The 14,537-nt window shown below is 72.6% G+C and carries 9 protein-coding genes; 8 read left to right on the forward strand and 1 reads right to left on the reverse strand.

The annotated features are described in order from the left end of the window. The first annotated feature begins 36 nt into the window (after positions 1–36). On the forward strand, positions 37–1,551 hold the full coding sequence (locus tag CP977_RS26545; RefSeq protein ID WP_079130982.1) for an amino acid permease: 1,515 nt from the start codon (positions 37–39) through the stop codon (positions 1,549–1,551). A gap of 108 nt (positions 1,552–1,659) precedes the next feature. Then, positions 1,660–2,748 carry a PLL family lectin gene (locus CP977_RS26550; RefSeq protein WP_152370928.1) on the forward strand — a complete coding sequence of 363 codons (1,089 nt, stop codon included), beginning with the start codon at positions 1,660–1,662 and terminating at the stop codon, positions 2,746–2,748. A 65-nt stretch (positions 2,749–2,813) separates the two neighbouring features. On the opposite strand, the gene CP977_RS26555 is transcribed toward CP977_RS26550, so the two are convergent. Further along, positions 2,814–3,896, reverse strand: coding sequence for an LCP family protein (locus CP977_RS26555; RefSeq protein ID WP_062751720.1), 1,083 nt, complete (start codon positions 3,894–3,896; stop codon positions 2,814–2,816). A 236-nt stretch (positions 3,897–4,132) separates the two neighbouring features. Here CP977_RS26555 and CP977_RS26560 point away from each other — a divergent pair, with 236 nt between their 5' ends. The 6 genes from CP977_RS26560 to CP977_RS26585 all read left to right on the forward strand — a co-directional run bounded on the left by CP977_RS26560 (position 4,133) and on the right by CP977_RS26585 (position 14,460). Then, positions 4,133–5,707: a PLL family lectin gene (locus CP977_RS26560; RefSeq protein ID WP_152370929.1), complete on the forward strand. Its 1,575-nt coding sequence runs from the start codon at positions 4,133–4,135 to the stop codon at positions 5,705–5,707. Between the two features lie 224 nt (positions 5,708–5,931). Then, positions 5,932–7,233: a CDP-alcohol phosphatidyltransferase family protein gene (locus CP977_RS26565; RefSeq protein WP_079130981.1), complete on the forward strand. Its 1,302-nt coding sequence runs from the start codon at positions 5,932–5,934 to the stop codon at positions 7,231–7,233. Then, positions 7,230–11,666, forward strand: a complete 4,437-nt coding sequence (locus tag CP977_RS26570; RefSeq protein ID WP_152370930.1) for a bifunctional glycosyltransferase/CDP-glycerol:glycerophosphate glycerophosphotransferase — start codon at positions 7,230–7,232, stop codon at positions 11,664–11,666. Before CP977_RS26565 ends, CP977_RS26570 begins: the two co-directional genes overlap by 4 nt. A 31-nt stretch (positions 11,667–11,697) precedes the next feature. Next, entirely contained in the window at positions 11,698–12,462 is a 765-nt protein-coding gene (locus tag CP977_RS26575; protein WP_062751717.1) for a rhamnogalacturonan acetylesterase, read from the forward strand. Then, the gene (locus CP977_RS26580; protein ID WP_062751716.1) at positions 12,459–13,190 is read left to right on the forward strand and encodes an Ig-like domain-containing protein; all 732 of its coding nucleotides are present in this window, start codon (positions 12,459–12,461) and stop codon (positions 13,188–13,190) included. Before CP977_RS26575 ends, CP977_RS26580 begins: the two co-directional genes overlap by 4 nt. Beyond that, positions 13,183–14,460: a phosphodiester glycosidase family protein gene (locus tag CP977_RS26585; protein ID WP_109184251.1), complete on the forward strand. Its 1,278-nt coding sequence runs from the start codon at positions 13,183–13,185 to the stop codon at positions 14,458–14,460. Before CP977_RS26580 ends, CP977_RS26585 begins: the two co-directional genes overlap by 8 nt. Positions 14,461–14,537: the final 77 nt, after the last annotated feature.

Raw genomic sequence — 14,537 nt, forward strand, 5'->3', positions numbered from 1 at the left:
CGAGACCGACGTCGGGCGGAGCGCGGAGGTACCACGGTGAGTACGGACCAACACCCACGGGCGAACTCCGGTGTGTTCCGGACCAAGACGGTCGAGCAGTCGATCCGGGACACGGAGGAGCCGGAGCACGCCCTCAAGAAGTCCCTGTCCGCCTGGGACCTGACGGTCTTCGGCGTCGGCGTCATCATCGGCACCGGCATCTTCGTCCTCACCGGCAAGGTCGCCAAGGAGAACGCGGGCCCGGCGACGGCCCTCGCCTTCGTCGCCGCCGGCATCGTCTGCGCCCTCGCCGCCCTCTGCTACGCCGAGTTCGCCTCGACGGTGCCGGTGGCGGGATCGGCGTACACCTTCGCGTACGCCTCCATCGGCGAGCTGCCCGCCTGGATCATCGGCTGGGACCTCGTCCTGGAGTTCGCCCTGGGGACGGCGGTGGTGGCCGTCGGCTGGTCCGGCTACGTCCGCTCGCTCATGGACAACGCCGACTGGCACCTGCCCGCGGCCCTGGAGGGGCCGGACGCACCCGGCGGGACCTTCGACATCCTGGCGTTCATCCTCGTCCTGGTCCTCACCGTCGTCCTCGTCCTGGGCATGAAGCTCTCCGCCCGGATCACCGCGCTCGTCGTGGCGATCAAGGTGACCGTGGTGATGATCGTGATCGTCGCCGGCCTCTTCTTCATCGTCGGCGACAACTACAAGCCCTTCATCCCGCCGGCGGTCACCCCGGAGGGCGGCGGCTCCAACTGGGACTCCCCGCTGGTCCAGCTCCTCTTCGGGTACGAGCCGACGAACTTCGGCGTCATGGGCATCTTCACCGCCGCCTCCGTCGTCTTCTTCGCCTTCATCGGCTTCGACGTGGTGGCCACCGCCGCCGAGGAGACCAAGCTGCCGCAGCGGGACATGCCCCGGGGCATCCTCGGCTCGCTCCTCATCTGCACCGTGCTCTACGTGGCCGTGGCCCTCGTCGTCACCGGCATGCAGCACTACACGGAGCTGTCCGTGAGCGCCCCGCTCGCCGACGCCTTCAAGGCCGCCGGCCATCCCTTCTACGCGGGCGTGATCAGCTTCGGCGCCGCCGTCGGCCTCACCACCGTCTGCCTGATCCTGCTCCTCGGCCAGACCCGCGTCTTCTTCGCGATGAGCCGCGACGGCCTGCTGCCGCGCTTCTTCTCCGTCACCCACCCCCGGTTCCGGACCCCGTACCGGCCGACCATCCTGCTCGGCGTGATCATCGCGATCGTCGCCGGTTTCACCAGCATCAACGAGCTGGCGACCCTGGTGAACATCGGCACCCTCTTCGCCTTCGTGGTCGTCGCGATCGGCGTCATGGTCCTGCGCCGCACCCGCCCCGACCTGCCGCGCGCCTTCCGCACCCCCTGGGTGCCCGTGCTGCCGATCCTCTCCATCGCGGCCTCGTTCTGGCTGATGCTCAACCTGCCGGGCGAGACCTGGTTCCGGTTCGCGGTCTGGATGGCGATCGGCATCGTCGTGTACTTCCTGTACGGGCGGAGTCACAGCCGGTTGGGCCGGGAGGGGCAGGGAGCGCGGTACTGAGGGGTCGCCGGAAGCGGGGCGGCGGGCGAGGGGAAAAGCGTTCGAAGGGGCCGCTACAGTCGGCTCGTATCCGACCCGCACCCCGATGACCGGAGCGCTGCACCCCTCATGGCGAATCGATCCGAGGCCCCCACCGCCCACCCCCACGGCTCCTCCGCCGACCCCCGCCTGCGGGGCTCCTGGCTGGCCCGCGGGAAGGAGGGCAGATTCAGCCTCTATCTGCCCCGGGACGGCGGAGTGGTGCGCTGGACGGAGAACGCCGGTGGGGGCTGGAGCGGGCCCGTGCCGATCGGCGGCGGCAGCGGCGGGCTGCTGCCCGGCCTCTCGGCGGGCCAGGGTGCCGACGGATACGTCCACCTCGTCGCCCTCCGGTCCGTGGCGGGCGGCGACCCGGACCGCGTCGAACTGGTGCACACCACCCAGTACCAGACGGGCCGCCCGGCCCTGGAGTGGCGCTCGATCACCCACCCCAACGGCGCCGCCCACCAGTGGACCGGCACCCCCTCCGTGACCGTGGACGGCATCGGGCGCGCGTACGTCTTCTGCCGCAACGGCGGCGGCGGCATCAGCGTGCGGGCCCAGAAGGACGCGGGCGGCTGGCACCCCTGGTGGGACCTGCTCGGCTCCAAGACCGACCCCCTGCCGGTGGCCGTCACCAACGGCTCGGGCTTCGTCGAGCTGTACTCCTCGCACGCGGCGGGGCTCGTCCGCTACGTGCAGCGCGAGTCCGGGGCGAAGCCGCTCCGCGAGGAGCTGCTGCCGGCCCCGGTCACCATGGGGACCATGGCGGCCGTGCGGGGTCCCTCCGGGCACGTCACCGCCTTCTACCTGGACAAGGAGGGGCGGGTGTGCGCCTGGTCGCCCGAGCGGGCGTCGGCGCCCGTGCCCCTCGGCGAGGCGGTCGGTGAGGGCCCGCTGAGCGTCGTCCGCTGTTCCGCCGACGGCCTCGACCACACGCTGCTCGCCCAGCGCGACTCCTCGGGGCGGCTGCAGTTCGCCTCGTACCCGGCGGAGCGGGAGGAGGGGGCCGAGCTGCGCTGGGCCCCGTCGGGCCCCGCCGTCCAGGGTCCCCCGGTCCTGACGGTCGACGCCTCCGGCGGCGTCGTCGCGGCGGCGCTCGCGCCGGGCGGCGAGCCGATAGTGGCGGGCCGGGCGGAGGGGGCGGGTCTCCTCCCGGGGGCGTGGAACCGGATCTGACCCCGGACGCGCCGGTGCCCCGGGCCCTTTTGAAGGGCCCGGGGCACCGTTGTGCCGGGGCGCGGTCAGCCGCCCGTGGCGGGGGACTTCTTCGCGGACGCGGGGATCTCGGCGTCCTCGCGGATCGCCTTCCACAGCTGGGTGGCGTTCGGCTCGGCGGGGACGACGCGGTTCGGGTCCTTCTTGTCGTAGGCGACCGGCAGCATGATCGTCTCCATGTTCTGCGGGTCGACCCCGTTCAGACTGCGGCCGAACTCGCTGAGCGCGGTCAGGGAGGCCAGCGCGGAGTCGGTGGTGAGCGCCTTGGTCGCCGAGTCGGCGATCTTGTAGCTCTTGGCGGGGCTGCCGAGCAGGTCCTGCTTCTTGATCTCGGAGAGGAGGGCGATCAGGAACTGCTGCTGGAGGCTGATGCGGCCGAGGTCGCTGCCGTCGCCGACGCCGTGGCGGGTGCGGACGAAGGCGAGGGACTGGGTGCCGTCGAGCCGCTGCGGGCCGGCTTCGAGGTGGAGGCCGCTCTGCTTGTCGTCGATCGGCTCCTTCACGTCCACCGTGACCCCGCCGATGGTGTCGACCAGGTCCTTGAAGCCGGCGAAGTCGATCTCCAGGAAGTGGTCGAGCCGGACCCCGGACATCGACTCCACGGTCTTGACCACGCAGGCCGGGCCGAACTGGGCGTAGACGGAGTTGAACATGACCCGCTGGGCGGAGGGCGCGGACGAGCCGTCGCCGCGGACGCACTCGGGCCGGGTGACCAGGGTGTCGCGCGGGATGCTCACGGCGACGGCCTCGGTCCGCCCCTCGGGCACGTGCACCACGAGCGCGGTGTCCGAACGGCCCCCGCCGACCTTGCCGCCGGCCAGGTCGCCGTTGGCGCCCGCCCGCGAGTCGGAGCCCAGGACGAGCAGGTTCTGGCCGCTGGTGGGCAGCTTCTCCGGACGGTCGTCGCCGAGCGCCTTCTCGATGTCGACGGCCTTGATGTTGCCGTCGATGCTGCTGTACATCCAGTACGCGCCGCCGCCCGCGGCCAGGAGCAGGACGAGCAGCGTCAGCAGGACGATCCGGCCGGTCCTGCGGCGCTTGCGGGGCGCCCGCGAGGCGCGGGCGGAACGGCGGCCGCCGGTGTCGGGCGTGGGTGTGTCCTGGCTCATGGTGCGGTGATTCCTCGCATCTGCTGACGGCGTCGGGCGACGGGGAATCCGGTTTCCCCCCGGGTCGTACAGGGGCCGCGGGCGCCTGTGACCGTGCAGTATAGGCCGCTGTCGGACATGTGTACGACGGGTACGGATTTTCCGGTCTCCGCGCGGCCGTCTATCGTTCCGGGGAGGCGTCGATCGAAAGGGTGATCGACGGAGTGGAGAACGGCAGTCGACGACAGGGGGCGGAGATGGCGCGGGGAACCGACCGGAGAACACGGTCCGGACGCCTCGCGGGCGACGTCCGGCCCGCCCCGGGCCTGCTGCTCCTGGTGGTGGCCGCGCCCGCCGAGGCGATCGCGCCGCTCGGCGCGGAGCCGCCCGGCGTGCCCGTCGCCGTGGTCTGCCTCGGCCGGGGGGAGCCCGGCGAGGCGCAGGCGCTCGGCTCCGCCCTGGCCGCCGCGCGGGAACGCGGGCACCGGATCGCCGGCGAGCCGCACGTGCTGGACCCCCGGGACGACGCCGAGGAGCGGCTGCTCGACCTCTTCCTCGACCTCGGTCCGGCCCGGGTCGGCACGCTCGACCCCGACCCGGAGAGCGTCGCCGTCGAGGGCGGGGAGCGGAAGTACGCGGTCGTCGAACCCCCCGCCCGTGGGGCCGCCGCCCTGGCCGCCCTGGCCGCGGCGCGCGCCTACCAGGAGCACACCGGCCGGCCGGTGTACGTGGAGTGCCGGCGCGCCGGCGCCGACCCGTACGCCTCCGGAGAGGCCGCCTCCCGGTACCCCCGGCAGAGCCGCTGGCTCACCCGGGGCACGGACGGGCGGCTCTCCGTCCACCTGTTGTCCGCCGCCGGCGTCCTGTGCTGGACGGAGACCGTGCCGGGGGGCCCGGACTGGGGCGGCCCCGAACTGCTCGAAACGCCGCCGGAGCTGATGCCGGGCCTCACCGTGCTCCAGGGCTCCGACGGGTACGTCCGCCTCTTCGGCCTGCGCAGGGCGACGGACAAGGGGGCGCAGGCCCTGGAGGTCGTCACCGCCGCCCAGTACCAGAGCGGTCGGCCGCTCGCCCCCTGGCAGTCGATCGGCAACCCGAACGCGCGCGAGTGGGAGCGGGCCCGGCAGGTCGGCTTCCCCGTCGCCGCGCTCGACGGCGAGGGCACCCTGCACGTCTTCGTGCGCAACGTCGGACGCGGCATCAGCACCCGGCGCCAGGACCGGGCCGGGCGCTGGACCGGCTGGGAGCACCTGCGCGGCCGGCGGATCGCCGACGAACTGGCCGCCGTTCCCGGCCCGGACGGCGGCGTCGACCTCGTGGCCCGGCGCCGCGACCGCGCGGAGGCCGTGCACTGGCACTACGACCCGGCGTCCCGGGGCTGGGCGGAGGACCGGACGGTCCCGGTGCGGATGGTCCCCGGCAGCCTCGCGGCCGCCCCCGAGGCCGGCGGCGTCCGCTTCCGGTACGCCGACACCAACGAGCTCTGCCTCTGGCGGCCGGGCGCGCCCGCGCCGGAGGCCCTGGGCGGCGCCGACGGCGGCGGGGCCGCGACCGGCGCGGCCGGCGCGGCGGTCCAGGGCTGGTCCTGCACGGTGCTGGTCCGGCCGGGCGGCGACGGGACGACCGCGATCGGGGTGCACGCCGACGGCCGTCCCGACACGGGCACCTGGTGGGCGCCCGGCGGCGAGCGGTCCCTGGTGGCGCCGGCGGTGGCCCTGGACGCCGGGGGACGGGCGGTGGCGGCCGTGCTGGGCACCGACGGGAAACCCCGGGTCATGCGTCAGCGCGAGGGGGCGGAGGGGCTGGACTTCGAGCCCTGGCGGGCACTTTGACGCAGGTGGGACCCGTCACGGACGCGGGTGGGACCCGCCACATTCGACCTGTTCAAAGTTTCGAACGTCGATGGTATTTGCTAATCTCGTGCAGTCCTTATGTGAACCACAAGTGGACCACATGTGTGGATCGCGTGGACGGCCCCCCGGCCCGAGCGCTCCGGGCGGCAGGCCGATGGTGCCCTGCCGCGCCAGATGTCCGTGCGCCGACGACTGAGGGGCTCATGCAGAAGCTGTCACTCCGGGCTGTCCAGAAACTCACGTGCAAGAAGCGTGACGCCTGGTGGACCGTCCTCCTCGTCGACCCCGTCGCCACCCGGCTCGTCTGCCTCTTCGCCCGGTTCGACTGGATCACCCCGAACCGCGTCACCTGGGCCGCCCTCTTCGTCGGCCTCGGCTCGGCCGGCTTCTTCCTCAAGGGCGACTACGAGTCCCTGGCCATCGGCGCCGGGCTGTACCACATCAGCTTCATCCTCGACTGCATCGACGGCAAGCTCGCCCGGCTCAAGGGCAACGGCTCCGTCTTCGGCGGCTGGCTGGACTACGTCTTCGACCGCATCCGGGTGCTGTTCTGCGCCCTCGCGCTGATGGGCGGGCAGTTCCTCCGCACCGACGAGCCGGTCTTCCTGCTCGCCGCCCTCGTCGTCGTCTTCCTCGACATGCTCCGCTACGTCGACGCGCTCCAGATCTACAAGATGCGCATGTCCATGCGCTCCAAGATCGAGGCCGTCACCCTCGCCCGGCAGGCCGAGGCCGGAGTGAAGGAGGAGGACCAGAAGGTCGTCTTCATGGAGGACCTGCTGCGCGAGAACCCGCTCGCGGAGGGCGAGACCCTCAAGGCCGCCGCGGCCACCCGGCCCGGCCAGCCCGAGGTCATCGACCTCCACCGGCAGTTCCGCGAGAGCTTCCCCTGGTACGCCCGCTTCCGCCACGCCCTCCTGCGCACCCGCATCCGGCCGCACCTGATCAGCGGCATCGAGTTCCAGATGTTCATCTTCATCGTCGGCCCCCTCATCGGCCACGTGCTGGTGACGACCGCGGTCTCCGCGATCCTCCTGGGCGCCTTCGAACTCGTGATCATGTTCAAGTTCTGGCTCTCCACCCGCGACTTCACGCGCACGATGGAACGCCTCGCACCCGACAGCGTCCCCACCCGCGCGGGCTCCATCTCGCCCCACCTCCAGGCCGGCCGGCACCGCCGCCGCGAGGGCGACCAGGGGCGCCCGGACACCGGCGCCGACACGTGGACGGGCCAGGACGACCCGTACTCCCACGACGCCCCGTACCTCCAGGAGCACCAGTACTCCCAGGAGACCCGGACGGAGCCGGACAGCTGGAACGCGCAGGTCACCTGGATGGACCAGCGCTTCCCCGCCCCCGAGCCCGACGACGACCCCGGCTTCCAGCCGTACCCGCACCCCTACCCCGCCGAGCCCGAGGCACAGGACACCGCGTGGCTCCCGCGCGTCCCCACGCAGCCCCACCCCGGCCACCACCACGCGGACTCGGGACAGAGCTGGTCATGAGCGTTCCGCAGGACATCACGCACTACCGCGTCAGCATCGTCGTGCCCGCCCACAACGCGAGCGCCACGCTCTCCCGCGCCCTCCAGTCGGCCCTCTCCCAGACCCACCGCAACGTCGAGGTCCTGGTCGTCGACGACCACTCCACCGACGGCACGCTGCTCACCGCCCGCCAGTTCGCCCAGGACGACCGGGTGCGGATCATCGAGCGGCCGGAGAACAGCGGCGGCTGCGGCGCACCCCGGAACAACGGCATCGAGGCCGCCACCGGCGAGTACGTGATGTTCCTCGACGCCGACGACGAACTGCCCCTCAAGGCCGTCGAGGAACTGCTCTCCTCCGCCCTCACCACGGGCTCCGACGTCACCGCCGGCCGCGCCCTGCGCGTCAACCTGGCCACCGACGACGTCACCGTCTGGCAGCCGCAGCTCTACACCGGGGACCGGACCGTCGGGGGCCTCGGCGACCTCCCCGAGCTCTTCGGCGACCCCATCGCGGCCGGCAAGCTCTACCGCCACGACTTCCTCGACGACTTCGGCATCCGCTTCCCCGAAGGCGTCTTCTTCGAGGACACCTACTTCTCGACCGTCGCGAACTTCCACACCCGTTCCCTCACCCTCCTCGCCACCCCCGTCTACCGGTGGATGTGGGAGCGCGACGGCGACCAGCCGTCCATCACCAACCGCCGCCACGAGCTCCGCAGCATCCGCGACCGGGTCCTCGTCCACCAGTACACCGACCGCTTCCTCGCCGACGTCGGCCGCCCGGACCTGCTCGCCCACAAGGGCGCCAAGTTCCTCACGCACGACCTGCGCCTCTACACCCCCGAGCTGCGCACCGGCGACGAGACCTACCGCCGCGGCTTCGTGCGGGCCGTCGCCCCGTACCTGCGGAGCCTGCACCCGCAGACCTACGACCTGTGCGGGCCCATGGAGCGGGTGCGCGCCTTCGGGCTCATGCACGGGCGGACCGACATCGCCGTGTCGGCGGCCGACTTCACCCGCCGTCGCAGCGTCGTCAGCTCCGACGTCGTCGAGCGCGACGGCCGCGTCTACTGGTCGGGCTCGATGCTCGGCATCGACGGCGCCGAGAGCTTCCTCGACGTCACCGACCTCGAACTGACCGGCACCAAGCTCGCCGACGCGCGGCTCTACAACGAGGCGTCCCGGGTCGAGATCGTCGGCGACCGGATGCACATCGCCGGCGCCATCAGGAACCAGTTCGGCCGGATCGACCCCGAGGGCAAGACCTCGCTCACGGCCGTGCTGCGCCGCCGCAGCACCAAGACGGACCACCACTTCCCCGCCACGGGCGTGGAGGTCGACGAGCACTGGATCCGCTACCACGCCACGATCGACCTGGCCTCCACCCTCGGCAAGGCCGCCCAGGGCGGCCACTGGAACTTCTTCGTCCAGCTCCGGTACGGCGGGGAACGCGCCTCGACCGCGCTCAACATCAGCACCGTCGACACCCAGGACCTGCGGTACGCCACCGACGCGGCCACCTACGAGGTCTACGAGACGGTCAGCGGCAACCTCGGCCTGCGCCCGCAGACCACCGAGACCCGGTCCAGGGTCCAGCCGCGCGGCACCCCGTGGCTCTGGTGGCGGGACGCCCCGCCGCCGGACCCGGCCGCCGCCCCCGGCGGCCGGTATGCCGCGGCGGTCGTCGTCCACTGCCGCAACGACGAGTACGACCTGCCCGACTTCCTCGGCTCGCTCTCCGCCCAGGCGAACTTCCCCGACATCGAGGTCGTGTTCGTCGACGACGGCTCCACCGACGCGACGCCGTACCTGCTCGCCGAGTTCACCGCACGGCACCCCCATGCCCGCGTGATCACGCAGTACAGCCTCGGCCTGCGCTCCTCCTTCGACCACGGGCTCCAGTACGTCACCGCCCCCTACGTCATGTTCGCGCGGGCCCGCGACATCCTCGGCGAGGCCGCGGTCGCCCGGCTGCTGTCCGCCGCCCGCCGCGTCGACACCGGCGTCGACGTCGTCGTCGGCCGCGCCGACAACTTCCCCGGCCCCGAGCGGAACGCGGAAGAGCCCTGGCAGCGGTACTTCAAGGAGACCGGCGCCGTCGACCGCCTCGACGACGCGCCGTACCTGGTCTTCTCCACCGCCCTCGGCGCGAAGCTGTTCAAGACCTCCTACGTGCGCGCCCAGCGCTTCCGCTGCGGCCCGGGCCCCGGCTTCGAGGACGACTGGTTCACCGTCCCGGCGCTGCTCCGCTCCCGCCGCATCGCGATCGCCCGCGGTGCCCGCTTCTACGAGCGCGACGAGGAACTGCGGGGCTCCCTCTTCGACCGGCCGTGGAACGACCCGGTGAAGAGCCAGGAACTCGTCCGGCTCGCCGCCCACGTGCTGAAGGCGGTCCAGGACCTGCCGGAGCGCACGGTGCGCCTCGCGCAGCGGTTCGTCGTGCGCACGCTCCAGCCCTACGTGCGGAACATGCACCGGGTCATGAGCAAGCCGGAGATCGCCGCCGCCCTGCCCTGGCTGCACGAGATCTACGCGGGGATACCCACCGACCTCGTCCTCCAGTACACCGTCCAGCCCCTCGCCCGGCTCCAGCACCACGCGATCGTCACCGGCGACCTGGACCTCTTCGCCGAACCGCGGACCACACCGGACTACCTGCCGTCCCTCCACCTCGACGACGAGGGCGTCTACCGCAGGATCGCCGGCGACCGGGTCGACACCGGACTGCTGCGCGTCCCGCGGATCGGCGCCGTCCTGGAGACCTTCGACTGGACCGGCGGCGAGATCGAGTTCCAGGGCCTGCTGGTCCTCGCCGCCACGGACATCGACCGGCCCTTCACCAACCGCATCGAACTGGTCCTCTCCGACGGGCGGCGCGAGCACGCCGTCCCGGTCGAGCAGGTCTACCGGCGCGACCGCTGGCGCACCCGCAAGGACCGGGACATGTACGCCGGATGGCGGGCCCGCGTCCGCACCACCGGGCTGACGACGGCCGTCGCCAACGCCGACCTCACCCTCACGATCCGCGTCCACGACGGCGGTCGGCACCACGACACCCCGCTGGCCGCCCGCCAGATGCTGCACCGCTTCAAGGGCGTGCACACCCGGGGCAAGGAGCGCCTCGTGCTCTCCGTCGAGGAGGACGAGACGCCCAGGGTCCGCTGGGTCCGGGGCTTCCGCGCCCGCCGCAAGGACAAGCGCCGCCGCTTCTTCCGGGAGCTGCGCGCCTCGCTGCCCGGCCGCCCCGGCTGGCGCACCCGCCTGATGTACTGGCTGACCCACCCGCTCCTGCACCGCAAGGGCATCTGGATCATCGGCGAGCGCGAGGACACCGCCCAGGACAACAGCTACCACCTGTTCAAGTGGATCCGGGAGAACCACCCCCGCCGCAAGATCTACTACTCCATCAACCGCACCTCGGCCGACTGGGCCAAGCTCGCCCCGCACGGCCAGGTCGTCGACCGCCTCTCCTGGAAGCACCGCGCGTACCTGCTGCACGCCGAGCGCCTGATCAACGCCTACGACCTGGAGGCGTACCTCGGCTTCCCCGGGCTCCCCAAGCGCGCCTTCCTGCGCGGCTACGGCGACCTGCTGCGCTACAAGCGGGTCTTCCTCCAGCACGGCGTCGTCTACAACGACGTGGTGGCCTCCATCCACGCCCAGGCCACCAACGTCGACATGGTGCTCACCACCGGCCGCAGCGAGCGCGCCTACTTCGCCGAGCACTGCGGCTACGGCTACGACCGCGTCGCCGCCACCGGGCTGCCGCGCTACGACGCGCTCGCCCCGGTGCCGGGCCTGCGCCGGATCCTGGTCATGCCGACCTGGCGGCGCGACATCGTCGCCCCCTCGTACAACAGGGCGGCGAAGCCCGAGATCCCCTTCGCGGCCTCCCAGTACTACCGCTTCTTCTCCTCGCTGCTGCGCGACGAGCGGCTGCTCGGGGCCCTGGAGCGGTACGGGGTGGAGCTGGAGTTCATGCCGCACTACGAGATCCGGCCGTACCTCAAGCACTTCACGATCGACCACCCGGCCGTCACGGTGTCCACCACCGGCCGGGACGTCCAGCTCGCGATGCGCGAGTGTTCGATGCTGGTGACCGACTACTCGTCGGTCTTCTTCGACGTCGCCTACATGGGCAAGCCGATCGTCCACACGAACTTCGACGACGAGGAGTTCTACAGCAAGCACTACAAGCGCGGGTACTTCGACCTGGCGCGGGACGGCTTCGGCCCGGCGTGCGCGACGGTCGAGCACGCCGTGGACGAGATCATCGGCTCCATCGAGCGCGGCTTCCAGGTCGAACCCGAGTACCAGCGGCGCGCGGCCGAGTTCTTCGTGCTGCGCGACACGGCGAACTGCGAGCGGGCGTACCGGGTCATCGAGACCCTGGACGCCTCGGTCGTGGCCGACCCCGACTTCGAGGCCCATCGCGGGGTGCGCATTCCATGAACCGACGGGTCAGTCACTCAGGAACGATCAGATGAGAAGAATATTCATCGCGGGCGGCTCGGGAGCCTGCACGCGCCAGACCAGCATGGCACCGATGGTCGGCTGGGGCCAGGTGCTGCACCTGTTCACCCAGGGCGTCGAGGTCGTCAACGCGGCCCGCGCGGGGGCCAGTTCGCGCAGCTTCTACGAGCGCGGCCGCCTGGCCTGGATCCTGGAGAACATCGCGCCCGGCGACCTGCTGCTGATCTCCTTCGGCCACAACGACATGCGCGCCGAGGACGGCCGGTTCACGGCCCCCTTCACCGACTTCCAGTTCTACATGCGCAAGTACACCGACGGCGCCCGGGCGCGGGGCGCGCACCCCGTGCTCGTGCCGGGGGTGGAGCGGAGGGTCTTCGACGCGCACGAGAACATGCGCCGCAGCCTCGGCGTCTACCCGCAGTCCATCCGGGAACTCTCCCGGACCATCTCGGTGCCCCTCATCGACCTGCACGACTTCACCAGCACCTGGTGGGAGCAGCTGGGCGCCGAGGAGAGCAAGAAGGTCTTCCTCTACCTGCGGCCCGGCGAGAACCCCAACTACCCCGAGGGCGTCGAGGACAACAGCCACCTGCGGCCGCACGGCGCCCTGGAGTGCGCCCGCTTCGTGGCCCGGGGGATGTACGCGCAGGGCCTGCTCCTGCCGGAGTACTTCCGGAACCTGGACGCGCTCGTCCCGGAGCACGAGGTCACCTGGCTCCCGGACGACGTCTTCGAGCACCTGACCAAGTCCCGCGTGAGCGAGGTGGCGCAGTGAGCGAGAACTGGTACCCGCTGACGAGGGCCTCGGTGTTCCATCCGGAGACCCCGCGCCACGGCGGCCGCCTGGAGCTGTACAGCGACGCCGACCCGGCGCTGCCCCTGGCTCCCGGACAGCGCTTCCGGCTGATGCTGTCGATCACGCCGCAGGACGAGCCGTTCCGCGTGTACGGCTACCTCCTGCCCGACCTCTTCGAAGGGGTCCTCGGCGTCGTCCGCCACCAGGGCCTCGCCAAGATGGAGAGCGGCCGGTACGCCACCTACGCCTCCGGAAGCGAGCCGCGCACCGTCACCATGACGGTCCGGGTCGCGGACGACGCGCCCGAGGGCTCGTACTTCCTGCCCCGGATCGTGGTCGGCGTCAAGCGCACCGAGAAGGAGCGCCTGGTCGCCTCGATGGCCAACTCCCACCTGGGCTTCCGCGTCCGCCGACGCTGGCTGGCCGGGCACGTGATGATGCTCGAACCCGGCAGCGGGTTCACCGTCCCCGCCGACTACAGCCCCCTCGACGGCCTGCGGTTCACGGGCAGCTCGTTCCCCGCCCGCGGCACCCTCTTCCACCAGCCCGGCGGGGGACTCACCTACCAGGCCGCCCCCGACTTCCTGGGCTACGACTCCTTCTCGGTCGAGTTCGAGGACGACTCGGGCCACCGGGTCCGGCAGGAGATCACCGTCCACGTCGGCGGCCTGGGAGACTCTCCCGGCGCGCTGCCGGCGGATGCCTAGACCCCCGGCCCGCCACCGGGCCACCGCGCTCGCCCTCGCCCTGCTCGCCGTGACCGGGGCGTGCACCCGGCCGGAGGAGAAGGACCCCGGCATCTCCGCGAAGCCGTCCGGGCCCGTCGCCGAGCGGCCGCTCGCCGCCGGCGTCGACTACCGGGAGTCCGTCCACCGGGGCCCGGCCGGGCCGGTGCGCGTCTTCGTCCTGCGGATCGCCCCGGACGCCGAGGCCCGGCTCGTCGGCGCGCACGGCGCGAACATGGCCCTGCCGCAGACGGTGCGCCAGGCGGCGCGCCGGGCCGGGGCGCTCGCCGCCGTCAACGGCTCGTACTTCGACATCAAGGGCGGCAAGGCGTACAGCGGCTACCCGGGAGACCCCGTCGGCCTGTACGTCGAGAACGGCCGGGTCCTCAGCGAGGCCCGCGACGACGGCGCGGCCCTGCTCCTCGGCCACCGCGACGGACGCCTGTGGGCCCGGATCACCGAGGTCGCCACGCCCGGCCTGATCACCGCCGCCGACGGGGAGACCCGGCGGCTGGACGGCGTCGACCGGGTCGCGGGCCGGCTCCGCCCCTGCCGCGGCACCGACCACGACCGGCTCGCGGCCGAGGGCCGCGTCTGGCGCCGGGACCCGGACACCGGGCTGTGCGAGGACCCCGACGAGATCGTCGAGTTCACGCCCGACTGGGGCGTCGCGACCCCGAGCGGCCGCGGCGGCGTCGAGGCGGTGCTGGACGGCGACGGCACCGTGAGCCGGCTGCGCTCCCCGGCCGGCGGCCCCGTACCGAAGGGCGGCCGGGTCCTGTACGGGATCGGCGAGGGCGCCGACTGGCTGCGGGAGCACGCCCGGCCCGGCACCGCGCCGGACGTCTCGATCCCGCTGACCGACTCCTCCGGCGAGGACCTCACCGACCTCGTCGACACCGCGGTGGGCGGCGGCAGACGGCTCCTCTCCGGGGGCCGCGTCGTGCTGAGCGAGCGGGACCGCGCGGCGACCGACCGGCCGCCGCGGACCCTGGCCGGGGTCACCGCCGACGGCTCGGTCCTGCTGGTCACCGTCGACGGGCGCGATCCGGGCGCGAGCGAGGGCGCCACCCTCGCCGAGTCCGCCGGGCTGCTCGCCTCCCTCGGCGCCGTCGACGGCCTCAACCTCGACGGCGGCGGCTCCACGACGATGGTCGTCGGCGGGGAGCTGCGCAACCGCCCCCGGGAGGCCGTGGGCGACCCGGTGGGGGAGCGGAAGGTGGCCACGGTCCTGGCGCTCCTGCCCCGCTGACGCGGCGCGGGGCGGGACGAACGCAAGGGGCGGGTCGGAACGGAAGAAGGGGCCGGTGGCAGTGCCACCGGCCCCTC

This window comes from Streptomyces cinereoruber, assembly GCF_009299385.1.
GTDB lineage: Bacteria > Actinomycetota > Actinomycetes > Streptomycetales > Streptomycetaceae > Streptomyces > Streptomyces bikiniensis.